Annotated in this window: 25 protein-coding genes and 3 pseudogenes; 6 read left to right on the top strand and 22 right to left on the bottom strand. The window is 72.6% G+C overall.

Annotated elements, in window-relative coordinates:
• Positions 1-15 precede the first annotated feature (15 nt).
• Entirely contained in the window at positions 16-888 is an 873-nt protein-coding gene (gene recO / locus V6U82_RS24835; RefSeq protein WP_334464975.1) for a DNA repair protein RecO, read from the bottom strand.
• Positions 889-1,062: 174 nt separating this feature from the next.
• Here recO and V6U82_RS24830 point away from each other — a divergent pair, with 174 nt between their 5' ends.
• On the top strand, positions 1,063-1,824 hold the full coding sequence (locus V6U82_RS24830; RefSeq protein WP_128139238.1) for a DUF4097 family beta strand repeat-containing protein: 762 nt from the start codon (positions 1,063-1,065) through the stop codon (positions 1,822-1,824).
• 63 nt (positions 1,825-1,887) lie between these two features.
• Here V6U82_RS24830 and V6U82_RS24825 read toward each other — a convergent pair whose 3' ends face one another.
• The 10 genes and pseudogenes from V6U82_RS24825 to V6U82_RS24780 form a co-directional block, all read right to left on the bottom strand.
• On the bottom strand, positions 1,888-3,066 hold the full coding sequence (locus V6U82_RS24825) for an acyltransferase family protein (RefSeq protein WP_334464971.1): 1,179 nt from the start codon (positions 3,064-3,066) through the stop codon (positions 1,888-1,890).
• Positions 3,067-3,214: 148 nt separating this feature from the next.
• Positions 3,215-4,111, bottom strand: coding sequence for a GTPase Era (gene era, locus V6U82_RS24820; protein WP_128136495.1), 897 nt, complete (start codon positions 4,109-4,111; stop codon positions 3,215-3,217).
• A complete protein-coding gene (locus V6U82_RS24815; protein WP_120568509.1) occupies positions 4,108-4,494 on the bottom strand; it encodes a cytidine deaminase in 387 nt (128 codons plus the stop codon). Before V6U82_RS24815 ends, era begins: the two co-directional genes overlap by 4 nt.
• Complete coding sequence (locus tag V6U82_RS24810; RefSeq protein ID WP_181726510.1) at positions 4,487-5,896, bottom strand: hemolysin family protein; 1,410 nt, start codon at positions 5,894-5,896, stop codon at positions 4,487-4,489. Before V6U82_RS24810 ends, V6U82_RS24815 begins: the two co-directional genes overlap by 8 nt.
• The gene (gene ybeY, locus V6U82_RS24805; protein ID WP_128136493.1) at positions 5,872-6,345 is read right to left on the bottom strand and encodes an rRNA maturation RNase YbeY; all 474 of its coding nucleotides are present in this window, start codon (positions 6,343-6,345) and stop codon (positions 5,872-5,874) included. The genes V6U82_RS24810 and ybeY overlap by 25 nt, the downstream gene beginning before the upstream one ends.
• Positions 6,346-6,384: 39 nt before the next feature.
• Positions 6,385-6,747, bottom strand: a pseudogene (locus V6U82_RS24800) (PhoH family protein); the annotation flags it as partial.
• Positions 6,748-7,056: 309 nt separating this feature from the next.
• Positions 7,057-7,494 (bottom strand): annotated as a pseudogene (locus V6U82_RS24795) (LAGLIDADG family homing endonuclease); the annotation flags it as partial.
• 324 nt (positions 7,495-7,818) lie between these two features.
• Positions 7,819-8,514: pseudogene (locus tag V6U82_RS24790) on the bottom strand (PhoH family protein); the annotation flags it as partial.
• A 135-nt stretch (positions 8,515-8,649) separates the two neighbouring features.
• Entirely contained in the window at positions 8,650-10,026 is a 1,377-nt protein-coding gene (locus tag V6U82_RS24785; RefSeq protein WP_334464967.1) for a serine hydrolase domain-containing protein, read from the bottom strand.
• Entirely contained in the window at positions 10,023-10,367 is a 345-nt protein-coding gene (locus V6U82_RS24780) for a histidine triad nucleotide-binding protein (protein ID WP_013475524.1), read from the bottom strand. Before V6U82_RS24780 ends, V6U82_RS24785 begins: the two co-directional genes overlap by 4 nt.
• A gap of 81 nt (positions 10,368-10,448) precedes the next feature.
• On the opposite strand from V6U82_RS24780, the gene V6U82_RS24775 reads away from it, so the two are divergent.
• Complete coding sequence (locus tag V6U82_RS24775) at positions 10,449-11,210, top strand: SDR family NAD(P)-dependent oxidoreductase (RefSeq protein WP_334464965.1); 762 nt, start codon at positions 10,449-10,451, stop codon at positions 11,208-11,210.
• A gap of 108 nt (positions 11,211-11,318) precedes the next feature.
• Here the strand turns inward: V6U82_RS24775 and V6U82_RS24770 are convergent, their stop codons facing one another.
• The 3 genes from V6U82_RS24770 to hrcA form a co-directional block, all read right to left on the bottom strand.
• Positions 11,319-12,053, bottom strand: a complete 735-nt coding sequence (locus tag V6U82_RS24770) for a 16S rRNA (uracil(1498)-N(3))-methyltransferase (RefSeq protein ID WP_334464963.1) — start codon at positions 12,051-12,053, stop codon at positions 11,319-11,321.
• Between the two features lies 1 nt (position 12,054).
• Positions 12,055-13,200 (bottom strand): molecular chaperone DnaJ, encoded by a 1,146-nt coding sequence (gene dnaJ, locus V6U82_RS24765; protein WP_175438744.1) that lies wholly within the window; start codon positions 13,198-13,200, stop codon positions 12,055-12,057.
• A 73-nt stretch (positions 13,201-13,273) separates the two neighbouring features.
• On the bottom strand, positions 13,274-14,296 hold the full coding sequence (hrcA, locus tag V6U82_RS24760) for a heat-inducible transcriptional repressor HrcA (protein ID WP_135241584.1): 1,023 nt from the start codon (positions 14,294-14,296) through the stop codon (positions 13,274-13,276).
• Positions 14,297-14,528: 232 nt separating this feature from the next.
• Between hrcA and V6U82_RS24755 the strand changes: the two genes are divergently transcribed.
• Positions 14,529-15,173 (top strand): DUF4870 domain-containing protein, encoded by a 645-nt coding sequence (locus V6U82_RS24755; RefSeq protein WP_334464960.1) that lies wholly within the window; start codon positions 14,529-14,531, stop codon positions 15,171-15,173.
• A 39-nt stretch (positions 15,174-15,212) separates the two neighbouring features.
• Here V6U82_RS24755 and hemW read toward each other — a convergent pair whose 3' ends face one another.
• Positions 15,213-16,436 (bottom strand): radical SAM family heme chaperone HemW, encoded by a 1,224-nt coding sequence (gene hemW, locus V6U82_RS24750; protein WP_334464958.1) that lies wholly within the window; start codon positions 16,434-16,436, stop codon positions 15,213-15,215.
• Between the two features lie 19 nt (positions 16,437-16,455).
• Here hemW and V6U82_RS24745 point away from each other — a divergent pair, with 19 nt between their 5' ends.
• Positions 16,456-17,241 carry an enoyl-CoA hydratase-related protein gene (locus V6U82_RS24745; protein WP_334464956.1) on the top strand — a complete coding sequence of 262 codons (786 nt, stop codon included), beginning with the start codon at positions 16,456-16,458 and terminating at the stop codon, positions 17,239-17,241.
• Positions 17,242-17,351: 110 nt separating this feature from the next.
• Entirely contained in the window at positions 17,352-18,212 is an 861-nt protein-coding gene (locus V6U82_RS24740; protein WP_334464954.1) for a hypothetical protein, read from the top strand.
• Positions 18,213-18,225: 13 nt separating this feature from the next.
• On the opposite strand, the gene V6U82_RS24735 is transcribed toward V6U82_RS24740, so the two are convergent.
• The 7 genes from V6U82_RS24735 to V6U82_RS24705 form a co-directional block, all read right to left on the bottom strand.
• On the bottom strand, positions 18,226-19,059 hold the full coding sequence (locus V6U82_RS24735) for a carbohydrate ABC transporter permease (protein WP_128136489.1): 834 nt from the start codon (positions 19,057-19,059) through the stop codon (positions 18,226-18,228).
• A complete protein-coding gene (locus V6U82_RS24730) occupies positions 19,056-20,042 on the bottom strand; it encodes a carbohydrate ABC transporter permease (protein ID WP_334464951.1) in 987 nt (328 codons plus the stop codon). Before V6U82_RS24730 ends, V6U82_RS24735 begins: the two co-directional genes overlap by 4 nt.
• Complete coding sequence (locus tag V6U82_RS24725; RefSeq protein WP_128136488.1) at positions 20,039-21,331, bottom strand: sugar ABC transporter substrate-binding protein; 1,293 nt, start codon at positions 21,329-21,331, stop codon at positions 20,039-20,041. Before V6U82_RS24725 ends, V6U82_RS24730 begins: the two co-directional genes overlap by 4 nt.
• A 223-nt stretch (positions 21,332-21,554) precedes the next feature.
• Entirely contained in the window at positions 21,555-21,839 is a 285-nt protein-coding gene (locus tag V6U82_RS24720) for a GlsB/YeaQ/YmgE family stress response membrane protein (protein WP_030503112.1), read from the bottom strand.
• A gap of 253 nt (positions 21,840-22,092) precedes the next feature.
• Positions 22,093-22,380: a GlsB/YeaQ/YmgE family stress response membrane protein gene (locus tag V6U82_RS24715; protein ID WP_116507974.1), complete on the bottom strand. Its 288-nt coding sequence runs from the start codon at positions 22,378-22,380 to the stop codon at positions 22,093-22,095.
• Between the two features lie 225 nt (positions 22,381-22,605).
• Complete coding sequence (lepA, locus tag V6U82_RS24710; protein ID WP_120568500.1) at positions 22,606-24,483, bottom strand: translation elongation factor 4; 1,878 nt, start codon at positions 24,481-24,483, stop codon at positions 22,606-22,608.
• 125 nt (positions 24,484-24,608) lie between these two features.
• Positions 24,609-25,145, bottom strand: coding sequence for a DUF4240 domain-containing protein (locus V6U82_RS24705; RefSeq protein WP_135241591.1), 537 nt, complete (start codon positions 25,143-25,145; stop codon positions 24,609-24,611).
• Here V6U82_RS24705 and V6U82_RS24700 point away from each other — a divergent pair.
• Entirely contained in the window at positions 25,144-26,220 is a 1,077-nt protein-coding gene (locus V6U82_RS24700) for a phosphotransferase family protein (protein ID WP_334464941.1), read from the top strand. The two genes, V6U82_RS24705 and V6U82_RS24700, sit on opposite strands and share 2 nt — an antisense overlap.
• The last annotated feature ends 281 nt before the right edge of the window (positions 26,221-26,501 follow it).

Below are 26,501 nucleotides of genomic sequence, written 5' to 3'. Positions count from 1 at the left end.
CCCTCGTCGATCGGATCACTCGGTCATCTCCCTGTTCACACCGGCGACGGGCCCGGCGCCGGAGCGCGGCGGGACCACATCCGGCCCCGAGCCGCCGGGCGGCGGGACCGCGCCGGACGCCGGGGCACCCCGGTCGACCAGCGGCAGCGAGCGTAGCGCGCGCTCCAGATGCCACTGGAGGTGCGCCGCGACCAGCCCGCTGCACTCCCGGCGTACGCCGGTCTCGGCCGCGTCGGCGTACACCCAGTCGCCGGAGGTCAGCGCGGACATCAGCTCCAGCGTGGCCGGCGCGGGGTGGGCGGCGCCGGGCGGCCGGCAGTCCGGGCAGACCGCGCCACCGGCCGGTACGGAGAACGCGCGGTGCCGGCCCGGCTCGCCGCAGACCGCGCAGGCCGCGAGCGCCGGCGCCCAGCCGGCGAACGCCATGCCGCGCAGCAGGTACGCGTCGAGCACGAGCGTGGTGGCGTGCTCGCCGCGGGCCAGCGACTTCATCGCGCCGAGGGTGAGCTGGAACAGCCGAAGCGACGGCTCGCGCTCGACCGGGGTGAGCCGCTCGGCGGTCTCGGCGATCGCGCTGGCCGCGGTGTAGCGGGGGTAGTCGCCGAGGAACCGCTTGCCGTACAGCTCGATCGCCTCGACCTGGCTGACGGTGTGCAACGAGCTGCCCTGGTTGCCCTTGGGGTCACCGGCGAGCTGGAGGTCGACGTGCCCGAACGGCTCCAGCCGCGCGCCGAACCGGCTCATGGTGCGCCGCACGCCCCGGGCCACCGCGCGCAACCGGCCGTGCCGGCGGGTGAACAGCGTGATGATCCGGTCGGACTCGCCCAGCTTCTGCACACGCAGCACCACCGCGTCGTCGCGGTAGAGCTGTCGGCGGTACCCGGCCATCAGGCCATTCTCCCTCCGGGTGCGATCTCAGGGTCGGCTCGGGGTGCACGGTCGGGCGATCCCCGATGTGCCGGGCGTCCGGCCGGACCTACTGTGCTGGCCATGGCTTCGCTCCGCACGGGTTTTCGGGCACGCACGGGTTTTCGGGCACGCACGGGTTTTCAGGCACGCGGCGTGGTGGCCGCCGCCGCGGCCGCCGCCCTCATCGTCCTCGCCGGGTGTGACACCCTCTCGTTCCGCCGCCTCGACTTCGACCAGACCGAGCAGGCGAAGATCACCAAGATCACCGTGGACGACGACGGCGCCGGCGACGTCGTGGTCCGGGCAAACGGCCCCGCGGACCAGGTACGCGTCAAGCGCGTGGTCCGCTACCAGGGCGACGAGCCGACCAGCCGGTACGAGATCAAGGGCGACGAACTGGTCCTGCCCACCGACTGCGGGCACCGGTGCAGCATCTCCTGGGAGGTGACCGCGCCGCCCGGCGTGGTGGTGCGCGGCGGCACCGGCTCGGGCAACGTCGACCTCAGCGACGTCGGCGCGGTGGAGTTCACGCTCAGCTCCGGCGACCTGACCGTCCGGGGCGCCACCGGCGAGGTCCGCGCGTCCACCACGTCCGGCAACATCCGGGTCGTCCAGGCGGCCGGCCCGGTGCGACTGCGGGCCCGCTCCGGCGACATCGAGGCCCGCCGCCTCGCCTCCGCGATCGACGCGGAGACCACCTCCGGCAACATCGTCGTCGAGCTGGACCAGCCGGCTCCGGCCCGGGTGCACGCCACGAGCGGAGACGTCGACCTGGCCGTGCCGGCCGGCCGCTACCGGGTGCGCGCCACCGCGACGTCCGGCGACACCGACGTGCGCGTCACCCACGACCCGACCGCCTCGGTGCAGCTCGAAGCGTCCGCCACCAGCGGCAACGTCACGGTCAGCACCCGCTGAGCCAGCGGCGTCCGGCCGGGCGGTCGCGGACGTCGCGGGACCGGGGCCGTACCCGGTGGTGGCTCAGCCGGACGCGTCCCGCCGGGACGCCGGAGGGCTGCCGCCCGGGCCGGGGCGCACGGGGGCCCCGGCCGGGCGGCGCGGGGCCGGCACCCGGGCGCCGACGCTGACCAGCGCGTCCTCCGCCCCGGCGGGGGCCGGGCTGGCCGGGGCGGCCGCCGCCCGGTCGGCCACTGTCCGCCGCGGCTTGCCGGGGATCAGTTCGGGGGTACGCCGGGCGGCCACGTCCTCGACCCAGCCGACCATGAGCGTCACCACGCCGACGAGCGCGAAGACCAGCCCCACCCGCAGCCACAGGCCCACCGGGTCGCGTGGCGACCAGCCGACCAGGCCGACCAGCGGGGTGAGGAGCACCACGAACGGCATGTGCCAGAGGTAGATCGTCAGCGCGCGCCGGTTCACCACCGTGACCGCCCGGCCGAGCGCCGGCACGCGGTCGACCCAGGTCACGCCGGCCGGCGCCCGGCCGATCGCCACCAGGATGAACGCGGCCGACCAGAGCGCGTTGCCGAGCGGGATGTCGTTGATGTCGTACCCACGCGGGCCCGGGTGCGTGACGATCCAGGCCAGCCCGGCGGCGCCGACCCCAGCGGCCACCGGCAGCAGCACCCGGTTGCGCATCCGGCGCAGCAGCCCGTCGTGGTGGGCGAAGCCGAGCAGCCAGGCGCCGAAGTAGAGGCCGAACTCGCGCAGCACCGTCGGCGGGTTCGCCAGGACGCCGGCCTCGATCGCGACCAGCAGCAGGTACGGGGCGGCGAGGGTGGGCAGCGGCGCCCGGCGGAACAGCCAGAGCACCAGCGGCGAGGCCAGCACGAACCACAGGTAGTCCCGCAGGTACCAGATCGGGCTCAGCGCCAGCCCACCCCAGTAGTTGGCCGGCGGGTCGCTGATCGGGAACAGCCAGAGCAGCACCTTCGGGCTGAACGGCAGCCCGGTGAGCAGCATGGCCGGTACGAAGATCGCAGCGACCACCCACAGCGACGGCAGGAGGCGGCGCAGCCGGCGGCCGGCCGCGCGCACACCGCTGCGGTCCAGTGAAGCCGCCATCAGCGACCCGGCCAGGGCGAACATCACCGACATGGCCGGGAACACCAGCGTGAGCGTGGCGTAGCCGGTGACGTGGTAGGTGACGACGCGCAGGATGGCCAGGAAGCGGAGCAGGTCCAGATAGCGGTTTCGCATCAGCTCACGGCGGGTCCGGGGGCAGAGACAATGGTCCCTACCCTGCTCCCGGAGGCTGTGAAACAGCACGAACACCTATGGAAAGTGAGATGTCCCATAGGTCTGACTGATCCTGATCACCCGCCGCCGGGCCGCCCCGGCCCTGGCGTCAGAAGCCGAGCTTGCGCAACTGCTTCGGGTCGCGCTGCCAGTCCTTCGCCACCCGTACGTGCAGGTCGAGGTAGACCCGGGTGCCGAGCAACTCCTCGATCTGCCGCCGGGCGGTGGTGCCCACGTGCTTGAGGCGGCTGCCCCGGTGGCCGATGACGATGGCCTTCTGGCTCGGGCGCTCCACGTACACGTCGGCGTAGATCTTGGTGAGGTTGCCCTCCGGGATCATCTCCTCGACGACCACCGCGATGGAGTGCGGCAGCTCGTCGCGTACGCCTTCCAGCGCCGCCTCGCGGACCAGCTCCGCCACGAGCACCTGCTCCGGGTCGTCGGTGAGCATGTCGTCCGGGTAGAGCTGCGGCGAGGACGGCAGGTAGCCGGTCATCACGTCGACGAGCGTGTCGACCTGGTGGCCGGAGACCGCGCTGACCGGTACCACGTCGGCGAACTCGCCCAGCTCGCTCACCGCGAGCAACTGCTCGGCCAGCCGCTTCTTGTCGACCAGGTCGGTCTTGGTGACCACCGCCAGCACTGTGGCCTTGAGACTGGCCAGCTCGCCGGTGATGAAGCGGTCGCCCCGGCCGATCGGCTCGTTCGCCGGAACGCACAGGCCGATCACGTCGACCTCGCTCCAGGTCTCCCGGACCAGGTCGTTGAGGCGCTCGCCGAGCAGCGTACGGGGACGGTGCAGGCCCGGGGTGTCGACCAGGACGAGCTGCGAGTCCGGCCGGTGCAGCACCGCCCGGATGATGTGCCGGGTGGTCTGCGGCTTGTTCGAGGTGATCGCGATCTTGGTGCCGACGATCGCGTTGGTGAGCGTCGACTTGCCGGCGTTCGGCCGTCCGACGAAACAGGCGAAACCGGCCCGGTAGGGACGCGCCTCGGGGGTGGTCACTCGACCACCGTGCCGAGGACGGTGCCGTCCGGCGCGGCCACGTGGACCGGCGCGTCGGCGGACAGGTCACGCACCGCGGCGTGCCCGGCCCCGTCCAGCGTCGACGCCTCGGTCACCACCACGGCGGCCTCCAGCCGGCTCGCGCCCGCCGCCACCGCCGAGGCCACCGCGAGCTGGAGCGCGGTCAGGGTCAGCGACGGCAGCGCCACGCTGGCCGCCGCGTACGTCCGGCCGTCCTGGTCGCGGACCGCGGCGCCCTCCACGGCCGCCACCCGGCTCCGCGCGCCCCGGGCCAGGACGACGAGCTTGGCGTCCTCGGCGCTCAGCTCCGCCGGATCGGCGGGGGTGGGCAGGGCAGCCGGTACGGCGGGTGACTCAGGCATCGGCGGGTTGCCTCTCCTCGGAACGGTTGTTGTCGCCACGCGAGTCGGGCGGCTCGCTTCGGTTGGTGCCCTCCGGCGCGTCACCCCGGTCGACCCGGCTCACCAGAACCGTGTCGATCCGGTTGCGCCGGCCGGTGGTGCCCTCGGCCACCAGCCGCAGCCCGGCCACCTCGGCCTCGGCGCCCGGGATGGGCACCCGGCCGAGCGCCTGGGCGAGCAGGCCGCCGACCGTCTCCACCTCGTCGGTGGGCAGCTCGGTGTCGAACAGCTCGCCCAGATTCTCCACCGGCAGCCGCGCGGTCACCCGCACGGCACCGTCCGGCAGGTGCTCGACCGGCGGGCGCTCGACATCGTACTCGTCGGTGATCTCCCCGACGATCTCCTCCAGGATGTCCTCGATGGTGACCAGCCCGCCGGTGCCGCCGTACTCGTCGACCACGATGACCAGGTGGTTGCGGGCCGCCTGCATCTCGGAGAGCAGGTCGTCCACCGGCTTGGACTCCGGCACGAACGTGGCCGGGCGCATCAGCTCGGCCACCGGCATCTGCCGGGCGCCCTGGTCGCCCTGGACCCGCCGGATCAGATCCTTGAGGTAGAGCACTCCGAGCACGTCGTCGACGTTCTCGCCGATCACCGGGATGCGGGAGAAGCCGGAGCGCAGGAACAACGCCAGCGCCTGCGCGAGCGTCTTGCGTTCCTCGATCCACACCATCTCGGTACGCGGCACCATCACCTCGCGGGCGATGGTGTCGCCGAGCGCGAAAACCGAGTGGATCATCTGGCGTTCGCCGTGCTCCACCACGCCGCGCTGCTCGGCCAGGTCGACCAGCTCCCGCAGCTCCACCTGGGTCGCGAACGGCCCCTCGCGGAAGCCCTTGCCGGGGGTGACCGCGTTGCCGATCAGGATCAGCAGCGACGCCAGCGGGTTGAGCGCGCGGCCCAGCCAGCGCACCAGCGGCGCGACCGCGCGGCCGACCGCGTACGCGTGCTGGCGGCCGAGCGTACGCGGACCGACGCCGACCACGACGAAGCTCACCACCGTCATCGCGCCGGCGGTCACCAGCGCCGCCCGCCAGCCCGCGCCGAACGTGTCGACAGCCACCAGCGCGACGAGCGTGGTGGCGGTCAGCTCGGCCAGCAGACGCAGCAGGAGCAGCAGGTTCAGATGGCGGACCACGTCACCGGCGACCGCCTGGAGGGCACGCCCGCCGCGTGCGCCGTCCCGGGTCAGCTCGGCGGCGCGGGCCGGGGAGACCGCCGCCAGCGCCGCCTCGGTCATCGCGATCAGGCCGGCGAGCACCACCAGCCCGGCGGCGAAGACCAGGAGTTGGAGATCGGGCAGACCGGCGGGGGCGCGGACCGCCGCCAAGGTGTCCATCACCGCGACCGGGTCGACCGCCAGCTGGCCAGCAGCCGGGCCTGGAGGCCGAACATCTCCCGCTCCTCCTCGGGCTCGGCGTGGTCGTAGCCCAGCAGGTGCAGCACGCCGTGCACGGTGAGCAGGTGCAGCTCGTCGGCAGCCGAGTGCCCGGCCGCGGCGGCCTGCTTGGCCGCCACCTCCGGGCAGAGCACGATGTCGCCGAGCAGGGCCGGCTCACCGCCGGCCGGAGTGCTCTCGCCGGGGCCGTGGTCGACGCTGCCCTCGTCCATGGGGAAGGCGAGCACGTCGGTCGGACCGTCGCCGCCCATCCAGCGGTGGTTCAGCTCCGACATGTATTCGATGTCGACGAGCAGCACGGACAGCTCGGCGAGGGGGTTGACCCCCATCTCGTCGAGCGCGTGCCGCGCGACGGCGAGTACGGCGTCGGTGTCGACGTCGACACCCGACTCGTTGGCGATCTCGATGGACAACTGTCTTCCTCTGATGATGTGACGGCTTCCGCCGGCAGGTCAGCGGCGCCGGCCGGCCCGGCCGCCCTGGGCGGTCCGCCCCGGTACGGCGTGCACGCTCTGCGCCTGCTGGTTCTCCCGCTCGGCGTCCCAGCGGGCGTACGCGTCGACGATCTCGCCCACCAGCTTGTGGCGCACCACGTCGGAGCTGGAGAGCTGGGCGAAGTGCACGTCCTCGACGTTGTTCAGGATCTCCCGGACCACCCGCAGGCCGCTGGTCGTCCCGCCGGGAAGGTCCACCTGGGTGACGTCACCGGTGACGACGATCTTGGAGCCGAAGCCGAGCCGGGTGAGGAACATCTTCATCTGCTCTGGCGTGGTGTTCTGCGCCTCGTCCAGGATGATGAACGCGTCGTTGAGGGTGTTGTGGGTGACCAGGAAGTCGTCGGTGACGTAGAGCGAGTCCTCCGCCGCGACCTGGATGCACATCGTCTCCCGCACCCCGGCCGGGATGATCGAGTCGATGAACCGCATCGGCCGGCCACCGCCGTGCTCGTCGTAGAGCCGGCGCTTACGCGACAGGCGGAACGGCGCGACACCGGCGGGTAGCCGGATCTCCACGACGTAGGTGTCGGACCGGTACGGAACGGGCCGACCCTTCGCCAGACCGGGCTTGCGTCCCTCGGCCTGACGAACCCGCGCCGTGGCCACCCCTCCGAGCGACTCGACCAGGTGGACCACGTCGTCGCACAACCGGGGGGAAGTGGTCGAGTACTGCACACGGCACGTGCGCCCGGCCTGGGTGACCGGCCCACCGTCGGTGTCCAGCAGCCCTTGCAGGACCGCCAGCCGGACGCCGACGCTGTTGTTCTTGTAGACCTCGGGGACGAACTTCGTGCCCGAGGTGGCCCCGGCCAGCCCCAGTTCACGGACGGCCACCGTCACCGGGTTCGCCACGATCACGCCGCCGCGGTGCCCGTTGACGTGCCGGAGGACGTAGTCGTAGTCACCCTTGCGGATTAGCTGGATGTCGACGAGCGCCTCCTCCAGCGCGGTCGCCAGCTCCGGGTCGGCGGTGCAGAAGGCCGGCGTGGTGCGGCACGAGATCGCGCCGTCGCCGAGCAGCAGCCCGAGGGCGTACGGGTCGAGCGGAACCGCCCGCGGCTCCATCTGCACCGGCGCGACGAGCGGGAGTTCGTAGCGACGGGTGTGACCTCGCCACTCCTTGCCGATCATCTCCTGCGTCTCGATCGTGCGCCACCGGCCGCGACGCTTGTCGTCCGGCGTGGCTACGGTCCACAGGTGCTCGCCGCAGCAGAGCGTGGACGCGCCGTCCTGGGTGGTGACCCGATAGACCTGCTTCTGGCCCTGGGGATAGATGCCGATCACCGGCGTGGGCGTCCCGTTCGAGCCGATGACCAGGTCACCGACCTGGAGCGAGCCGAACGGCCGGAAGCCCTCCGGAGTCAGCACCCGGGCGTCGTACGGCTGGGCCCGTCCGCGCATGTACGCCAGCGGCGCGACCTCGATCGTGCCGGCGGCCATCAGCTTCGGGATGGTCTCCGGGTCGAGCATGTCGTGCAGCGCGTCGTAGAGCGGGCGCAGGTAGGGGTCGATCTTCTCGTTCAGGGTGCCGGGCAGGAAGCCCAGCCGCTCCCCCGCCTCGACCGCCGGCCGGGTCAGGATGATCCGGTTGACCTGCTTGGCCTGGAGCGCCTGCACGGCCTTCGCCATGGCCAGATAGGTCTTGCCGGTACCGGCCGGGCCGATGCCGAAGACGATGGTGTGGGCGTCGATCGCGTCGACGTACTTCTTCTGCCCCAGCGTCTTGGGACGGATGGTGCGGCCGCGCCGGGAGAGGATGTTGAGCGTCAGGACCTCGGCGGGCCGCTCGGCGCCGCCCTGCTCGAGCATGCCGACGGTACGCCGTACCGCGTCTGTGGTCAGGGTCTCGCCTTTCTCGATCAGTTCGAGCAGCTCACTGAAGAGGCGCTCGGCGAGGGCGTTGTCGGCGGGGGCGCCGGTGATGGTGATCTCGTTGCCGCGGACGTGGACGTCGCTGTCGATCGAGCGCTCGACGAGCCGCAGGATCTCGTCGCCCGCGCCGAGCAGGTTCACCATGATCTTCTGGTCGGGGACCGTGATCCTGGTCTGCACACGCGGCGTGCCGGGAGGTGGGGTGCCGGTCATAGGTCGGGCCCGTCGGGCCCTGCGCCACCTGCTCTCCGCTTCTCGGGCGCCGGGCCCTGGTGGCGCGGCGTACGGTTACCTCCATCGTATCGGGTCGGCACCGTACGCACCGCGCCCATTTCCGGTGCCCGGCGGTCAGTCGCCGACGCGGAAGTCGTACCCGTCGAAGGTCTCCTGGGTACGGGTGAAGCGGTAGGTCGCCCAGTGCATCCGGACCACCACGCCGCGCTCGTCGCGGGTCAGCCGCAGCAGCTCCCCCGCCTCGCGGCCGGAGACGGTGCGGAACACGTCCGGCCGGTCCGGCAGCGGCGCGAACACGGCGGGCGGCTTCCCGGCCGGGTCGTCCGCGCCACGCGCCCGCAGCGTCCCGTCGTGCCAGGAGAAGACGTACTCGAAGCCCTCGCCCCACCAGCGGCCCAGCACGCCGCGCAGGTGGTCCGGGGCAGGCGGGCCGGGACGCCACGGCTCGACCTCCGCCGGGTCGTGCTCGGCGGCGGCGGCGAGCAGCCGGTGGGACAGGTCGAACACCTCCACGCCGGTGCCGGACGAGCCGAGCACCGCGCAGCCCATCGCCCCGGCGGTGCCCTGACCGCCGCGCCGCCCGTAGACGGCGGCGAGGAAACCGGGCATCGCACCGTCGTGGCCCACGTGGGTCACCCGCTCCGGCTGCGGAACCAGGATCAGCCCCAGCCCGAAGCCGGCCGCCCAGACCGACTCGTCGGTGGGGGTGAGCGGCCAGCGCATCTCCTCGACCGTCGTCGCGGCGAGCACCGCGCCGTCCGGGTCCACCGCCGCCGGGTCGGCCAGGAACGCGGCCCAGCGCGCCATGTCCGTCGCGGTGCTCCAGAGCTGCGCGGCGGGGGCCACCGCGCCGAAGTCGGCGGGCGGTTCCGGGTGGGCCTCGTCGGAGTACGCGTCGACCAGGAACCCGGTCGCGGCGCGCTCGGTCGGGTGCGGGTGGGTGGAGGTCAGTCCGAGCGGGGTGAGCACCCGGTCGGCCAGCACCTCGGCCCAGGTGCCGCCGCGCAGCCGGGCGACCGCCTCGCCGAGCAGCGCCAGGCCGAGGTTGGAATAGTGGAAGCGCCGGCCCGTGGGCAGCACCCGCTCGACCCGGGCCAGGTCGGCCAGCATCTCGTCGACGGCCGGGGCGCGCAGGCTGTCCCACACGTCGCCGTGCGGCTCGCGTTGCAGGCCGGCGGTGTGCGACAGCAGCCGGCGTACGGTCGCGTCGCCGTGCGCGGGCAGGTCGAGGTGCCGCCCGATCGGGTCGTCGAGGTCGAGCAGGCCGTCGTCGCGGCACTGCATGACGAGCGCCGCGGTGAAGGTCTTGGTGACCGAACCGATCCGGAACACCGTCTCCGGCCCCAGCGGGTTGTCGTTGCCGGTGTCGCCAACGGTGCAGGTCCAGAGCGGCCGGTCGGCCCGGTGCAGGGCGGCCGACACCGCCGGGATCCGCCCGGTGGCCTGGGCCTGGCGCACCATCCGGCCGAGCCGGTCGGAGACGTCGGTCATCGGCAGAGCATCGGGCCGAGCGGCGCGCCGCCGAGCAGGTGGGCGTGCACGTGGAAGACCTCCTGGCCGCCGTACGGGCCGGTGTTGAACATCAGCCGGAACCCGTCCACGGTCAGGCCCTCCTCCTCGGCCACCACGGCGGCGGTCTGGAGCACCTCGCCGGCCAGCTCGGGCGCGCCCTGGGCCAGCGTGGCCACGTCCGCGTAGTGCTCCTTCGGGATCACCAGCACGTGGGTGGGCGCCTTCGGGTCGATGTCCCGGAAGGCCAGGGTGGTGGCGGTCTCGCGGACGATGGTGGCCGGAATCTCCCCGGCGACGATCCGGCAGAAGAGGCAGTCCATCGCAGCAGTGTAAGGACGGCCGCCCGCAGCGCGGCGGGGGCACCGCCGGGCGGACCGGCCCGATGCGGCAGGATGGCCGCCATGTCGGGACGGGCGGTGCTGGTGACGGGGGCCTCGCGGGGCATCGGGCGGGCGGTGGCGCGGGCGTTCGCCGCCGGTGGGGACCGGGTGGCGATCCACCACCGGGACTCGGCCGGGCTGGCGGAGCGGCTGCGCGCCGAACTGCCCGGCGACGGGCATGTGGTGGTCCGCGCCGACCTGGCCGACGCCGACGCGGTACGCGTCATGGTGGACGAGGCGGCCCAGCGGCTCGGTGGTCTCGACGTGCTGGTGAACAACGCGGGCGTGTTCGGGCCGGCCGATCCCCCGCACCCGGTCTTCGAGAGCAGTTACGAGCAGTGGCGGGCGCGGTGGCGGGAGGTGCTCGACACCAACCTGGTCGGCGCCGCCAACGCGGCCTGGTGCGCCGCGCAGCACATGCGCGAACGCGGGGGCCGGATCGTGAACGTGTCGTCCCGGGGCGCGTTCCGGGGCGAGCCGGCCAACCCGGCGTACGGGGCCAGCAAGGCCGGGATGAACGCGATGGCCCAGTCGCTCGCGGTGGCGCTGGCGCCGTACGGCATCGGGGTCGCCTGCGTGGCGCCCGGCTTCGTCGAGACCGACATGACCAACGAGCACCTGAAGAGCGAGCGGGGCGAGGCGGTACGCGCCCAGTCCCCGTTCCACCGGGTGGCCCGGCCGGAGGAGATCGCGTCGGCGGTGCACTGGCTGGCCAGCCCCGAGGCCGAGTGGGCGTCCGGCACCATCGTCGACCTCAACGGCGCCTCCTACCTCCGCACCTGACCCTCCCCGCCCTCGCGATCTTGCAGTTCTGGCCCCGGCAAATCCCACTGAAGGGACATAGCGAGGGCCGTAACTGCAAGATCAGCGCGCGGGGCGGGGCGGGCGGGGTTACCAGTGGGTCAGGCGGGTGGCCAGGACCGTGAGGGCTGCCACGCCTGCTGTGGAGGTGCGCAGGACGGACGGGCCCAGGCGGACCGTACGCGCTCCCGCGTCGGCGAACGCGGCCAGCTCGTGGTCGGCGATGCCGCCCTCCGGGCCGACCACCAGGACGATCTCGCCCGCCGCCGGCAGGTCGACGGTGGTCAGCCGGTCATGTGCGCCCTCGTGCAGCACATACGCGCCGGCCGCACCGGCGATCCGGCGGGCCACCGTCGTGGTGGACTCGTCCGGGGAGCCGGCCATCACCGGCAGCCACGGGCGGCGCGCCTGCTTGGCCGCCTCCCGGGCGGTGGCCACCCACTTCTGCCGGGCCCGTTCGCCCCGCTCGCCGCGCCACTGCGCCACCGAGCGGGACGCCGCCCAGGGCACGATCTCGTTCACCCCGACCTCGGTCATCGCCTGCACGGCGAGTTCACCCCGGTCGCCCTTGGCGATGCCCTGCACCACGACCAGCCGGGGCACCGGCGCGTCCGCGTACCCCCGGCTGGTGACCCGCAGGTCGAGCCTGCCGCGGCCGACGGCGGTGACCACCGCGGCGGCGGTGCCGCCCCGACCGTCGGCGAGCACCAGCTCCTCGCCGACGCGCAGCCGCTGCACGGTGGCCGCGTGGTGACCCTCCGGGCCGTCCAGCGTCAGCATGTCACCGGTGGGCAGCGCCTCGACCAGGAACAGCGGCGCCGACACCTCAGGCGTGCCCGTTGAAGGCGTCGCGCATCCGGGAGAAGAAGCCGCCCTGCTTGGTCAGCTCGGCGACCTCCTCGCCACGGGTCTTGGCGAAGTCGCGCAGCATCCGCTCCTGGTCGGCGTCGAGCTTGGTCGGGGTACGCACGTCCAGGTGCACGTAGAGGTCACCCCGGCCGGTGCCGCGCAGGTGCGGTACGCCCCGGGCGCGCAGCCGCAGCGTGCTGCCGGGCTGGGTGCCGGGCTTGACGTCGACGGTTTCCTCGCTGTCGAGCGTCTTGATGGTCAGCCGGGTGCCGAGCGCGGCGGCGGTCATCGGCACCGTCACCCGGCAGTGCAGGTCGTCGCCCTTGCGGGAGTAGACGTCGTGCGGCCGCTCGTGGATCTCGACGTAGAGGTCACCGGCGGTGCCGCCGCCGGGACCGACCTCGCCCTGCTGGGCCAGGCGGATCCGCATGCCGTCCTCGACCCCGGCCGGGATCTTCACCGTCAGCGAGCGGCGGGTGCGCACCCGGCCGTCACCGGCGCAGGTCGGGCAGGGGTGCGGGATGGTGGTGCCGTAGCCCTGGCAGACGGTGCACGGCCGGGCGGAGACCACCTGGCCGAGGAAGGTCCGCTGCACCGACTGCACCTCGCCCCGGCCGCCGCACGCCTCACAGGTGGCCAGGTGCGTGCCGGCGGCGGTGCCGGCGCCGGAGCAGGTGGTGCAGAGCACTGCGGTGTCGACGGTGATCGGCGCCTCGACGCCGAACGCGGTCTCGTTGAGGTCCAGTTCCAGGCGAAGGATCGCGTCCGCACCGGGGCGGGTACGCGGGCGCGGTCCCCGGCTGCCGCCCGCGGCGCCGCCGAAGAACGCGTCCATGATGTCCTGGAAGCCGACGAACGGACCGGCGCCGCCGGGCCCGCCCGGGCCGCCCATGCCACCGCCGCCCGGGGCGAGCGGGTCGCCGCCCAGGTCGACGATCTGCCGCTTCCGGTCGTCCGAGAGGACCTCGTACGCGGCGTTGATGTCCTTGAACTTCTCCTGGGCCTCCGGGTCCGGATTGACGTCCGGGTGGAACTGCCGCGCCAGCTTGCGGTAGGCGCGCTTGATCTCGTCGTCGGAGGCGTCCCGGCTCACGCCGAGAATGCCGTAGTAGTCCCTGGCCACTGCGTTAGGTGTCCTCATGTTCGTCTCGCGTCGCTCCGGTCGTCGGCCGGAACCGGCCGTCGGCCCTGACTGGTCAGTTCTGGGCCAGCAGTTCGCCCACGTAGCGTGCCACGGCCCTCACCATGGCGATATTGCCGGGGTAGTCCATCCGGGTCGGCCCGAGCACGCCGAGTCCGCCGACGATCGTGCTGCCCGGTCCGTAGCCGGTGCTGACCACCGAGGCGGCCCGCAGGTTGTCGAATTCGTTCTCGTCGCCGATGAGCACCCGGGTGGTGCTCGGCTCGGTCTCGCCGATCAGCTTGAGCAGCACGACCTCTTCTTCGAGCGCCTCCAGGATGGGCCGCAGCGAACCCTGGAAGTCGAGCAGGCCACCCCGGGTGAGGTTGGCCTGGCCGGCCAGCGCGAGGCGCTCCTCGTGCCGTTCCACGAGCGTCTCCAACAGCACGGTGGAGAGCGTGGTCATGGCCGGGCGCAGATGCGGCGCCGACTCGTCGACGAGCGCCTGCACCAGCGGCGGCGTCTCGGCGAGCTGGCTGCCGACGAGCTTCTCGTTCACCAGCCGGCGCAGGTCGGTCACGTCGTCGGCGGGCACCGGGGCGGGCAGCTCGACCAGCCGCTGCTCGACCCGGCCGGTGTCGGCGATCATGACGACCATCAGCCGGGTGGTGGAGATCGGCACCAGCTCCAGGTGGCGCACCTTGGAGCGGGCCAGGCTCGGGTACTGCACCACGGCGACCTGCCGGGTGAGCTGGGCGAGCAGCCGGACGGTGCGGTGCACCACGTCGTCCAGGTCGACGGCGCCGACCAGGAAGCGCTCGATCGCCCGGCGCTCGGCCGGGCTGAGCGGCTTGACCCGGGAGAGCCGGTCCACGAAGAGGCGGTAGCCGCGGTCGGTGGGCACCCGGCCGGCGCTGGTGTGCGGCTGCCGGATGTAGCCCTCCTCCTCCAGCACCGCCATGTCGTTGCGCACGGTGGCCGGCGAGACGCCGAGCTGGTGCCGCTCGACCAGGGCCTTGCTGCCGACCGGCTCCTGCGTGGCGACGTAGTCCTCGACGATCGCGCGCAGCACGGCGAGTTTGCGGTCGTCGAGACCCATTCCCCACCTCCTGACGCACCTCGGTCGGGCCGGCGCGCGGCATCCGCCGGGCGGCTGGCACTCGACTGTAGCGAGTGCCAGTCTACGTCGGCACCCCCGCCGACGCGATGATCGCCTGACGGACCTGCGGTGCGGCCCGCCACACAACGCGGCCCACCAGGGCCGAACAGCCGGTCATCGTCGGTCTGTGTCGCTCTGGTGCGAGTTGACCGGTGGACCTACCGTGGCGACCATGACTGAACCTCCTCGCCCTCCCGGGGCAGGGGACTCCGGCCCCCAGCCCGACCCGTCGGCGCCCTACGGCTCGCCGGCCGGTGAACCGCCCACCGCTCCACTGTCCGGCGCGCCCGGCACGGGCGGCTATCCCCCGCCCGGTGACTATCCGCCCCCGGGTGGCTACCCGCCTCCGGGCGGTCAACCTCCGCCGGGCGGCTACCCGCCCCCCGGTGGTGACCCCCCGCCGGGCGGCACGCCGGGCTACGGCGCCGGCTACCCCGCCGGTGGCGGCTACGGGCCCGCCGCGTACGCCAACAACGACGAGAAGACCTGGGCGCTCGTCGCGCACTTCGGTGGCGCCGCCGGTGTCATCGTCGGCGGCGGCCTGCTCGGCTGGGTCGCCCCGCTGATCGCGCTGATGACTCGCGGCCAGCAGTCACCGACCGTCCGCGCCCACTCCGTCGCGGCGCTGAACTTCCAGATCACCTGGGCCATCGCCGGCGTGCTCGCCTGGGTGATCACGATCATCACCTGCGGGATCCTGTTCTTCGTCCCGATGCTGGTCTGGCTGGTGCCGCTGATCTTCGGGATCATCGGCGGGGTCAAGGCCAACGACGGCGTGCTCTACCGCTACCCGATGAGCTACAGCTTCACCAAGTGACGCCTCCGGCCGGCCGAGGGGGCGGCCGGCCGGGCCCGGTCACGGCAGCAGGTCGCGTACCACCGCGTCGGCCAGCAGCCGGCCGCGCAGCGTCAGCACCACCAGCCCTCGCGCGTACGCCCCGGCGTCGAGCAGCCCGGCGTCCCGGGCCCGCTCGGCGCCCGCCCGGCCGGCGGCGTCCAGCACGTCCAGCGGCAGCCCGGAGGCGAGCCGCACCCGCAGCATCACGTCCTCCATGTGCTGCTCGTCCGGCGTGAGCTGTTCCCGGGCCTGCGCGGGCGAGGCGCCCTCGGCCAGCCGCGCCGCGTACGCGCTCGGGTGCTTGACGTTCCACCAGCGCACGCCGCCGACGTGGCTGTGCGCCCCCGGGCCCAGGCCCCACCAGTCCGCGCCGGCCCAGTAGAGCAGGTTGTGCCGGCACCGGGCCGCCGCCGAGCGGGCCCAGTTCGACACCTCGTACCAGGAGAATCCGGCCTCGCCGAGCGCGGCCTCCGCGGCCAGGTAGCGGTCCGCCGCCACGTCGTCGGAGGGGTACGGCAGCTCGCCGCGGCGCATCCGCGCGGCCAGCCGGGTGCCGTCCTCCACGATCAGGGCGTACGCGCTGACGTGGTCCACGCCCGCGTCGACCACCTGGGCCAGCGAGGCGGCGAAGTCCTCGGCCGTCTCGCCCGGCGTGCCGTAGATCAGGTCCAGGTTCACGTGCTCGAACCCGGCGTCGCGCGCCTCCAGCGCGGCGGCGGTGGCCCGGCCCGCGCTGTGCCGCCGGTCGAGCACCGCGAGCACCCTCGGTGCGGCGGACTGCATGCCCAGCGAGATCCGGGTGTACCCGGCCGCCCGCAGCGTCTTGAGCGACTCCGGGCTCACCGACTCGGGGTTGGCCTCGGTGGTCACCTCGGCGTCGGCGGCCAGCCCCCAGACGCGGTCGATGCCGTCGAGGATCCGGGCCAGGTCGTCGGCGGGCAGCAGGGTGGGCGTGCCGCCGCCGACGAAGACGGTGTCGACCCGGGGCGGCGGCGAGTCGCCCAGCACCCGGGCGGCCAGCTCCAGCTCGGCCAGCACGGAGTCGGCGTACGTCTCCCGGCTCGCCCCGCCGCCCAGCTCCGACGCGGTGTACGTGTTGAAGTCGCAGTAGCCGCACCGGCTGGCGCAGAACGGCACGTGGACGTACACGCCGAAGCCGCGCGCGCCGACGGCGCGAGTGGCGGTGGCGGGCAGCGATCCGTCGCGCGGGACGGGTTCGCCTTCTGGAAGGACGCCGGGCATGGCCACTAGTGTGCCCGGCATGACCTCTCCGGACGCTCTTGTGCGAGTCGCCACGGCCCGTGGGGTGACCACCCTCACCCTGGACAGCCCGCACAATCGCAACGCGCTCTCCACGCCCCTGATGACCGAGCTGCTGGCCGGGCTGGCCGGCGCGGTCGCCGACGACGCGGTACGCGCGATCGTGCTCGACCACACCGGCCCGGTCTTCTGCTCCGGCGCCGACCTGAAGGAGACGGCCGCCGCGTACGCCAGCGGGACGGTGCCCGCCGGGATGCTCGGTGACGTGCTCGTCGCGGTGCGGGAGTGCCCGAAGCCGGTGGTGGCGAAGGTGGCCGGCCCGGCCCGGGCCGGTGGGCTGGGCCTGATCGCCGCCGCCGACCTGGCGGTCTGCGCACAGGAGGCGACGTTCGCGTTCACCGAGGTGCGGATCGGGGTGATCCCGGCGGTGATCTCGGCGACCGTGCTGCCCCGGCTGGGCCAGCGGGCCGCCGCCGAGCTGTACCTGACCGGCGACACGTTCGACGGCCGCCGCGCCGCCGAGATCGGCCTGGTCACCGCCGCGGTGCCGGCCGGCGAGCTGGACGCCGCCGTCGAGCGCTACTGCGCCTCGCTGGTCAGGGGCGCCCCGGGGGCGCTGGCCGGGGCGAAGGAGCTGCTGCGCCGGCCCGCCGGGCCGGACCTGCGGGCCGAGATCGCCGAGTTGGCCGCGCTGTCCACCGGGTACTTCCTCTCCGACGAGGGGCGCGAGGGCGTGACGGCGTTCCGGGAGAAGCGTCCCGCCGCCTGGGTGCCCGCCGGAGACTGAGGTTCGCGGCGGCCCCGCGTCGGCCACTCCGGCCGACGTGGGGCCCGCCGGTCGGCCGAGAGCCGCCGTGGCGGGCGGGACGTACGCTTGTCGGACTGTCGGGACAGGGGGTGCGGGTGCGGACGCGAGCGGCGGTCGTGGCATCTGGGGTGGCGGTGTGCGTGCTGGCACTGCTCGCGGTCTACGTCGTGACCAAGCAGTTCGGCGAGCACCTGCGGCTGCCGCTGGCCAGCCGGACCTGCACCGTGAAGGCGGACGGCGAGGTGGTGCTCGGCGCCGACCAGATGGCGAACGCGGCAACCATCGCGGCCATCGGGATGCAGCGCCGGATGCCCGAACGGGCGGTGGTGGTGGCGCTGGCGACCGCGTACCAGGAGTCGCACCTGCGCAACATCGCCCACGGCGACCGCGACTCGCTCGGCCTGTTCCAGCAGCGCCCGAGCCAGGGCTGGGGCACCCCGGAGGAGATCCAGGATCCGCGGTACGCGGCGAACAAGTTCTACGCCGCGCTGAAGAAGGTCAAGGGCTGGGAGCGGATGCGGATCACCGACGCGGCCCAGCGGGTGCAGCGGTCGGCGTTCCCCGAGGCGTACCAGAAGTGGGCGGACGAGTCGGAGGTCCTCACCCGCGCGTTGCTCGGCCACGCGACCGGCGCGGTGGCCTGCACCGTCTCCTCGCCGCCGACGATGCGCGGCCCGGCCGCCGCCAGCGCCGTGCTGGAGAGCCTGTCGCTGGACTGGGGCCTGCCCCGGCTGGCCACGGCGACCGACCTGACCGCGCTCACCGTGCCGGCCGGTGACGACCGCAACGGCTGGCGGTACGCGCACTGGCTGGTCTCGCACGCCGACGACCACGGCGTGAAGAAGGTCCGCTTCGGCAACCTGGAGTGGACCGCCGAGCAGGGCTCCTGGGCCCGGGTGAAGGGCGATCCGACCACCGAGGTGCGCGCCGAGGTGTTCGCCGCGGCCTGACCGGCCGCCTCCCTCAGCCCTTCACCGCTCCCGCCACCAGGCCGGAGACCATCCGGCGCTGCACCAGCAGGAAGAAGACGATCACCGGCAGGGTGAACAGCGTGGACGCGGCCATGACCGAGCCCCAGGCGGTGTCGTCCCGGCCGAAGAAGAACGTCATCGCGACCGGCAGCGTGTACTTCTGCTGGTCGTTGATGAAGGTCAGCGCGAAGATCAGCTCGTTCCACGCGGTGATGAACGAGAAGATGCTGGTGGCGACCAGGCCGGGCGCGACGAGCGGGAACAGCACCTTGCGGAACGTCTGGGCCCGGCTGGCGCCGTCGATGGCGGCGGCCTCCTCCAGTTCCTTGGGCACCGCGGCGACGAAGCCGCGCAGCATCCAGACCGCGAACGGCAGCGAGAAGCCGAGGTACGTGAGGATCAGGCTGGGCAGCGTGTTGTAGAGGCCGAGCCGCTGGATCATCAGGAACAGCGGGATGACCAGCGCCTCCAGCGGGATCATCTGCACCACCAGCAGCATGATCAGGAACGTGGTGCGCAGCTTGAACCGGAACCGGGCCACAGCGGTCGCGGCGAGCAGGGCGACCAGCCCGCTCAGCAGCACCGTCGCCAGTGCGACGAGCGCGCTGTTGAGGAAGAAGTCGGCGAAGGTCACGCCCGGGATCAGGTTGCCGGTGAGGATCTCCCGGTAGTGCTCCAGCGTCGGCTCCGCCGGCACCGGCCGGGGGGTGGACGAGAAGATCTCCCGATTGGGCTTCAGTGAGGTCGCCACCATCCAGTAGACCGGGAAGGCGGCGAAGAGCGCGACCAGCAGGCCCGCGCCGTTGAGGGCGATCTTCTTCGTCATTCGTCCTCCTGCTTCAGCACCATGCGGACGTACAGGGCGGTCACCACGAGCAGGATCACGGTGAGGATGACGGCGATGGCCGAGCCGAGGCCGTACTTGGGCGGCGGCGAGAACGCCTCCGCGTACGAGTAGATCGACAGCATGAACGTCGACCGGTCCTGGGTGCCGCCGGCCAGCACGAACTGCTGGGTGAAGACCTTGAAGTCCCAGATCGTGGAGAGCACCACGAGGATGCCGAAGACCGGCCGCAGCACCGGGAACGTGACCTTCCAGAACACCTTCCACGGCCCGGCGCCGTCGACCCGGGCCGCCTCCTGCAGCTCCGTCGGCACGCTCTTGAGCCCGGCCAGGACGCTCACCGCGATGAACGGGAACGAGTGCCAGACCACCACGAGCGTCAGGATGGCGAAGAACAGCAGCGGGTCGTTGAACCAGCCGTACCCGGTCCAGTCGCTGCGCCCGAACAGGGCCGTGGAGAGCCCGTCCGGGAGCTTGTTGAACAGCCAGGTGACCAGGCCGCTCGTGTCGTCGAAGATCCACTTCCAGACGATCGTGCCGGTCAGCGCCGGGGTGGCCCAGGCGAGCATCACGCAGCTCGCCACGAACGTGGCCATCTTCTTGCCCAGGCGGTTGAGCAGCAGCCCGACCAGCGTGCCGAGGATCATCGTGAGCGCCACGTTGGCGACCGCGAACAGCACTGTGTTGCGCAGCACCGTACGGAAGAACGGGTCGCCGAGGATCTGCGCGTAGTTGGCCAGGCCGACCCACGGCCACTCGCGGTCGCCGCGTAGCTGCCGGACGCTGTCCAGCTTGTGGAAGGACATCCACACGACCTGGCCGAGCGGCCAGAGCAGCAACACGGCGATGATCGCCAGGCACGGCAGGAGAAGCAGGTACGGAAGGTGGTCCACCCGGCGACGGCGCCGCCGCGCGGGGGTGTCCCGCGCGGCGGCCTTGCCGGTGGCCTCGGTCAGCGTGGTCACTTGGCGTTGAGAATGCTTTCCATCTCGGTGGCCGCGTCGGCGGTTGCCTTCTCGACCGTCTTCTGGCCCTTGATGACCGAGCTGTTCATCGCCTGGGTCACCGTCTTGGTCCGGCTGACCTCGACCCACTTCGGGGTGAGCGGGGTGAGCTTGGTGTTCTGGATGGCGGTGGCGAACGCGGCCATCACCTTGTCGTTCGCGTAGTCGCCGCTGCTGACCAGGTCCTGGTAGACCGGGAAGAAGCCGAGGCTGCTCGCGAACTCCTTGTCCTTCTGCTTGCTCAGCAGCACGGTCATGTAGTCCCAGGCCAGCGCCTGCCGCTCGCTGTCCTTCCAGATGGCGATGTCGGAGCCGCCGGCGAAGGCCGGGGCGGGCTTGCCGTCCGGGCCGGGAATCGGGAACGTGCCCCACACCTTCTCGATGTCGGGGTTGTCCTTCTTCATCGCGCCACCCTGCCAGCTACCGGCGAACGCCATCGCGGCCTTGCCGGTGGCGAACTGGGTGCGGGCGTCGACCTCGTTCCACCCGGCGGCGGCCGGCGGGGCGACCTTGTGCACCGTCACCAGGTCGGTCCAGAACTTGACCGCCTTCTGCGCCTCGGGGGTGTTGTAGCCGGACTTCCAGCTGTCGCCCTCCTTGGTGGCGATCTCCGCGCCGGCACCCCAGAGGAAGGAGTAGAACGGCAGCTCGGAGTTGCCGGGCAGGGCGATGCCGTAGGTGCCGGGCTTCTTGGCCTGCACGGCCTTCGCGGCGGCGACCATCTCGTCCCAGTTCGTCGGCGGCTTCACGCCGGCCTCGGCGAACCAGTCGGTGCGGTAGTAGACGGCACGCACGCCGGCGTACCACGGCACGCCGTACTGCTTGCCGTCGAGCTGCGCGTTCTTGACCAGGTCGGGCAGGATGTCCTTGCCCTCGGACCAGCCGTTGAACTTGTCCGAGACGTCGGCCAGGGCCTCCTGCGCGGCCCAGCCCTGGGTCTCGGTGTTGCCCAGCTCGGTCACGTCCGGGCCCTCGCCACCGGCGAGCGCGGCCTGGAACTTCTTCGGCGCCTCGAGCCAGGGGATGTACTGCACCACGACGTCGGTCTCGGGGTGCTTCTTCTTGAACTCCGCCTCGACGCTGTCGAGGAACTTGGTCTGGGCGTCGCCGCCCTCACCCATCATCCACACAGTGAGCTTGCTGTTGTCGGCGGCCTTGTCGTCGTCGCCGGAGCCACCGCACGCGGTCAGCACCAACGCGGCCGACGCCACGATGGCGGTGACCGGAGCCAGCCGCTTCCACCTGTTCACGCCATATCTCCCTCAGGGCCGTTTGGCACTAACCTTCTCCGCCGCACCTTAGTAGGAAAATTTCCTTTACAACAGGGGGTGTTCGTGACGGAGGGCACAGGCGACCGTATCGCAGCCGGAGGCCCGGCCGACATCGATGCCGTCCGGGCAGTTCAGGACCCACATACGCCGACGGGCGCCCGGCCGGTGAGGCCGGGCGCCCGTCGAGGCGCGTGGTGCGGGGTCAGTAGCGCGAGACGCCGCGGCGACGGCCGACACCGGCCACCAGGGCCACGCCGATCGCGGCGAACAGCACCTGCAGCATCAGCTCGCGCCAGTCGATGCCGGCGGTCTCGGCGAAGCCGGAGGCCCGGGCCACGATCGTGCCCAGAAGCGCGGCGCCGACGCCGATCAGCATGTGCAGCCACATCGGCATGTTCTGCCGGCCCGGCACGACCAGCCGGCCCAGCGCGCCGACGATCAGACCAACGACCAGCGCCGTGATGATGCCCCAAACGGTGAGCTCCATGGTCGCCCTCCTCCTTAAGATCGGGTCACACTTTTTCGTGTGGTTACTGTCGTGATCGCTAAGTTCCCGACCGCCCGGAAATCCAAACCGACTCCGATGACGAATTGTTCAGACGTACCCTGACCTGCTACTTCTCGCCGAAACCCGGCGCGGCGGGCGGACCCCGCGCACCGACGGGGTTCAATGCGCCGAATACGCCGACGGGCGCCCGGCCGTGTCGGCCGGGCGCCCGTCGAGGCGCGTGATGCGTCGATCAGTAACGCGAGACGCTGCGGCGGCGGCCGACGCCGGCCACCAGGGCCACACCGATGGCGGCGAGCACGACCTGCACGGCCAGCTCGGCCCAGTCGATGCCGGCGGTCTGCGTGGCGATGCCGAGCGCCCGGGCCAGGACGGTGCCCAGCAGCGCCGCGCCGACGCCGATCACCATGTGCAGCCACATCGGCATGTTCTGCCGGCCCGGCACGACCAGCCGGCCCAGCGCGCCGACGATCAGACCCACGACGAGCGCGGTGATGATGCCCCAGACGGTGAACTCCACGGTCGGTCCTCCTAAAGCGATTTCGCACGTTCTGTGTGCGTTTGCTGTCGTGCCCGCTAAGTGCCCGACGCATCGAAAACCGAAACCGGCCGCATCGACCGCCACTCCCCCGTCCGGGACGAACCCGCAGGTGGGAGCGCTGCCAGAGGCTGAAAATTTCCTGGGTACGCGAACCGGCCGGCGCCCTGGACACCAGGACGCCGGCCGGTTCGTGCAGCCTGACTGTTACTTCTTGCCGGCGGGCTTGCCGTCGCCGGAGTCGGACGACAGCGCCGCGATGAACGCCTCCTGGGGGACCTCCACCCGGCCCACCATCTTCATCCGCTTCTTGCCCTCCTTCTGCTTCTCCAGCAGCTTGCGCTTCCGGCTGATGTCACCGCCGTAGCACTTGGCGAGCACGTCCTTGCGGATCGCGCGGATGGTTTCCCGGGCGATCACCCGGCTGCCGATGGCCGCCTGGATCGGCACCTCGAACTGCTGGCGCGGGATCAGCGAGCGCAGCTTCGCCGCGATCGTCGTGCCGTACGTGTACGCCTTGTCCTTGTGCACGATCGCGCTGAACGCGTCGACCGGCTCACCGTGCAGCAGGATGTCGACCTTGACCAGGTCGGACGCCTGCTCGCCGGAGGGCTCGTAGTCCAGCGAGGCGTAACCCTTGGTGCGGCTCTTGAGCTGGTCGAAGAAGTCGAAGATGATCTCGGCCAGCGGCAGCGTGTAGCGCAGCTCCACCCGGTCGGCGGAGAGGTAGTCCATGCCGAGCAGGCTGCCCCGGCGGCCCTGGCACAGCTCCATCACCGCGCCGACGTAGTCGTTCGGGGTCAGCACAGTGGCCCGCACGGTCGGCTCGTACACCTCGGCGATCTTGCCGGTCGGGTACTCGCTCGGGTTGGTGACCACGATCTCCTCGCCGTCCTCCTGGATGGCCCGGTAGACCACGTTCGGGGCGGTGGAGATCAGGTCGAGGTTGAACTCCCGCTCCAGCCGCTCCCGGATGATCTCCAGGTGCAGCAGGCCGAGGAAGCCGCAGCGGAAGCCGAAGCCCAGCGCGCCGGAGGTCTCCGGCTCGTAGGTGAGCGCCGCGTCGTTGAGCTTGAGCTTGTCCAGCGCCTCGCGCAGGTTCGGGTAGTCCGAGCCGTCGATCGGATAGAGACCCGAGTAGACCATCGGCTTCGGGTCCTTGTAGCCGCCGAGCGCCTCCTTGGCCGGGTTGTTGTTGATGGTGACGGTGTCACCCACCCGGGACTGGCGCACGTCCTTCACGCCGGTGATCAGGTAACCCACCTCGCCGACGCCGAGCGCGTCGGCCTTCACCATCTCCGGCGAGATGACGCCGATCTCCAGCAGCTCGTGGACCGCGCCGGTGGACATCATCTTGATCCGGTCCCGGGCGGAGATCCGGCCGTCGATCACCCGGACGTACGTGACCACGCCCCGGTAGACGTCGTACACCGAGTCGAAGATCATCGCGCGGGCCGGGGCCTCGGCGTCGCCCACCGGCGGCACGAACTGGCGGACGATCTCGTCCAGGAGGTAGGGCACGCCCTCGCCGGTCTTGCCGGAGACCTTGATGCAGTCCGCCGGGTCGCCGCCGATCAGGTGGGCCAGCTCCTCGGCGTACTTCTCCGGCTGGGCGGCCGGCAGGTCGATCTTGTTGAGCACCGGGATGATGTGCAGGTCGTTCTCGAGCGCCAGGTAGAGGTTGGCGAGCGTCTGCGCCTCGATGCCCTGCGCGGCGTCGACGAGCAGGATCGCGCCCTCGCAGGCGGCCAGCGAACGGGACACCTCGTAGGTGAAGTCCACGTGGCCCGGAGTGTCGATCATGTTGAGCACGGCGGTCTCGCCGGCCCGGTCGCCCTCGCGGATCGTCCACGGCATCCGCACGGCCTGGCTCTTGATGGTGATGCCGCGCTCGCGCTCGATGTCCATCCGGTCCAGGTACTGCGCGCGCATCTGCCGCGGGTCGACCACACCGGTGAGCTGCAACATCCGGTCGGCCAGGGTCGACTTCCCGTGGTCGATGTGGGCGATGATGCAGAAGTTCCGGATGCGCGCCGGGTCGGTGGCACCAGGAGCGTTCGCGCCGGGATCGAGCGTCGGTGGCACAGCGGTCCGTTCTGGTCGGCTGACGTGAGCGGCCGGCGCGCCGCCGGCCCCCTCCATGGTCCCACGTCGCCCGGGGCGCGCCCGGACTCCCCCTTCACTCCACCGCTATTCCACGGGTGGCTCCGCTATTCCACGGGTGGCTCGACGAACAGGGCGGCCAGCCTCGGCAGGCGGCGGCGGGCCTCCTCCTCGTCGTCGAAGTCCCAGAAGTCGTTCAGGTCGGGCACCGGAACCGGGTCACGCTCGGCCGGCAGGTCGGACGCGGTGGCCTTCCGGTACGCGTCCCACGGCACCGCCAGCATCTGCTCGCACTCGAACTCCTCGCCGCTGAGCGCCGCGGCCCGGACCTGCGGCAGCTCGGCCAGCGCGTCGGGGTCGCCGACCGCCCGCGCGAACACCGCCCGGCCCTGGGTCATCAGCCAGCCCCGGAAGTATTCGAAGCCGTCGTCCGAGGCGCCCCCGTTGATCAGGTAGGCCGCGCCCCAGAGGTCGACCTTGTAGGAGGCGGCGAGTACCCGCCGCTGGTGGTGGGCGTACCCGACGATCTCCTCCGGGTCGCGCTCGGCCAGCAGCGCGACCGCCCGGGCGGCGACCGCGTCGGGCTCTCCCCCGGCACCGGCGCGGGCGTCGTCGATCAACTGCCAGAACTCGTCGGTCCTCATGACGGGCAGTCTGGCAGAGCCCACCGACGCGCCGGTTCGCCACGCGCCGCCGGTGCGGCAGCATGGTGCGGTGCGCGCGATCTCACTGCCCCCGGTCCCGTACGGGTCGACAGCCGTCCGGCCCGGCTGGGCCGACCTGCCGGCCGGGCTGCGGGACGCGCTGGCCGCCCGGATCGGCGGCGAACCGGCGGCGGTCCGGGTGGCGGCCGGCGGGTTCACCAGCGGCTTCGCCGCCGTCCTGACCGGCCCTGCCGGGGAGCGCGCGTTCGTCAAGGCGGCGGCGCTGCACGGGCAACGGCACCTGGTCGACTGGTACGCCCATGAGGCGGCGATCCTGGCCCGGCTCCCGGCCGGCCTGCCGGTGCCCCGGCCGCGCTGGGCGCTCACCGGGTCCGGCTGGTACGCGGTCGCGCTCGACGCGATCGACGGGCACACCCCCCGGCTGCCCTGGGAGCCGGCCGAGCTGGACGCCGCCCTCACCACGTACGCCGAAATCGCCGCCGCGCTCGCCGAACCGCCCGCGGAGCTGGCCGCGCTCCCGCTCCCCCGCCTCGCGGACCTGGCCCGCGACGACATCCTCTGGTGGGACGAGGTGGCCGCCGGACGTGAGCCGCTGCCCGAGCCGGCGACCGGCGCGCCGCTGGCCGAGCTGGTCGCGCTGGAGTCCCGCCTGCCCGGGTACGCCGACGCGGCCCCGGGGCTGGCCCACGGCGACCTGCGGGTGGACAACCTCCTGATCGACTCCGGCGGGCGGGCCTGGCTGTGCGACTGGCCCTGGCTCTGCCACGGGCCGGCCTGGTTCGACCTGGCCGGGCTGCTGCTCACCGCGTACGCCAGCGGCCTCGACGCGGACGCCGCGTTCGCCGCCCACCCGGCGGCGGCAGGGGCGCCCGAGGACGCGCTGGACGTGACGCTCGCGGCGCTGGCCGGGTACTTCCTGACCGACGCCGAGGCCGGGCCGTCGAACGGCTCCCCGCACCTGCGCGCCCACCAGCGGTGGAGCGGGGAGCAGGCACTCGGCTGGCTGGCCGAGCGCCGGGGCTGGTCCTGGGCACGCCGCCCGCGCCCCTCGTGATCCGGTCCGCTCGGCCCGGCCTGCCGAACGCCGCCCGGACGGTCCGGCCGGCCCGGGTCATCCGGCCCGGTCCGGCCACAGGCTTCCAGCCGGCCCCGGCCCGCGGCGGGCTCCCGGCCGGCAGCGGGCTGATGGACGGCGCCGTGCTGGGGACGGCGGCGGGCTTGGGGACGGCGGCGGGCTGGTGGAGGGGCGTCGGTCCCGCCCGGGCTGGAGGCGTTTTGGCTCGTCCGGGGCCGACCTGGTAGCCTGGCTTTTCGCGCGGCGATGACGCATGCTCG

Origin of the sequence: Micromonospora sp. CPCC 205554, assembly GCF_036902745.1 — a bacterium.
GTDB lineage: Bacteria > Actinomycetota > Actinomycetes > Mycobacteriales > Micromonosporaceae > Micromonospora > Micromonospora tulbaghiae.
The sequence above is the reverse complement of the archived record's forward strand: the minus strand, read 5'-3'. Positions and strand labels throughout refer to the sequence as shown.

Bases quoted from the DNA above. Each gene is read 5' to 3' on its own strand.
- recO (WP_334464975.1), bottom strand. From the start codon at position 888: ATGGCCGGGTACCGCCGACAGCTCTACCGCGACGACGCGGTGGTGCTG.
- V6U82_RS24825 (WP_334464971.1), bottom strand. From the start codon at position 3,066: ATGCGAAACCGCTATCTGGACCTGCTCCGCTTCCTGGCCATCCTGCGC.
- V6U82_RS24815 (WP_120568509.1), bottom strand. From the start codon at position 4,494: ATGCCTGAGTCACCCGCCGTACCGGCTGCCCTGCCCACCCCCGCCGAT.
- V6U82_RS24785 (WP_334464967.1), bottom strand. From the start codon at position 10,026: ATGACCGACGTCTCCGACCGGCTCGGCCGGATGGTGCGCCAGGCCCAG.
- V6U82_RS24780 (WP_013475524.1), bottom strand. From the start codon at position 10,367: ATGGACTGCCTCTTCTGCCGGATCGTCGCCGGGGAGATTCCGGCCACC.
- V6U82_RS24775 (WP_334464965.1), top strand. From the start codon at position 10,449: ATGTCGGGACGGGCGGTGCTGGTGACGGGGGCCTCGCGGGGCATCGGG.
- hrcA (WP_135241584.1), bottom strand. From the start codon at position 14,296: ATGGGTCTCGACGACCGCAAACTCGCCGTGCTGCGCGCGATCGTCGAG.
- V6U82_RS24755 (WP_334464960.1), top strand. From the start codon at position 14,529: ATGACTGAACCTCCTCGCCCTCCCGGGGCAGGGGACTCCGGCCCCCAG.
- hemW (WP_334464958.1), bottom strand. From the start codon at position 16,436: ATGCCCGGCGTCCTTCCAGAAGGCGAACCCGTCCCGCGCGACGGATCG.
- V6U82_RS24745 (WP_334464956.1), top strand. From the start codon at position 16,456: ATGACCTCTCCGGACGCTCTTGTGCGAGTCGCCACGGCCCGTGGGGTG.
- V6U82_RS24735 (WP_128136489.1), bottom strand. From the start codon at position 19,059: ATGACGAAGAAGATCGCCCTCAACGGCGCGGGCCTGCTGGTCGCGCTC.
- V6U82_RS24720 (WP_030503112.1), bottom strand. From the start codon at position 21,839: ATGGAGCTCACCGTTTGGGGCATCATCACGGCGCTGGTCGTTGGTCTG.
- V6U82_RS24700 (WP_334464941.1), top strand. From the start codon at position 25,144: ATGACGGGCAGTCTGGCAGAGCCCACCGACGCGCCGGTTCGCCACGCG.
- V6U82_RS24705 (WP_135241591.1), bottom strand. From the start codon at position 25,145: ATGAGGACCGACGAGTTCTGGCAGTTGATCGACGACGCCCGCGCCGGT.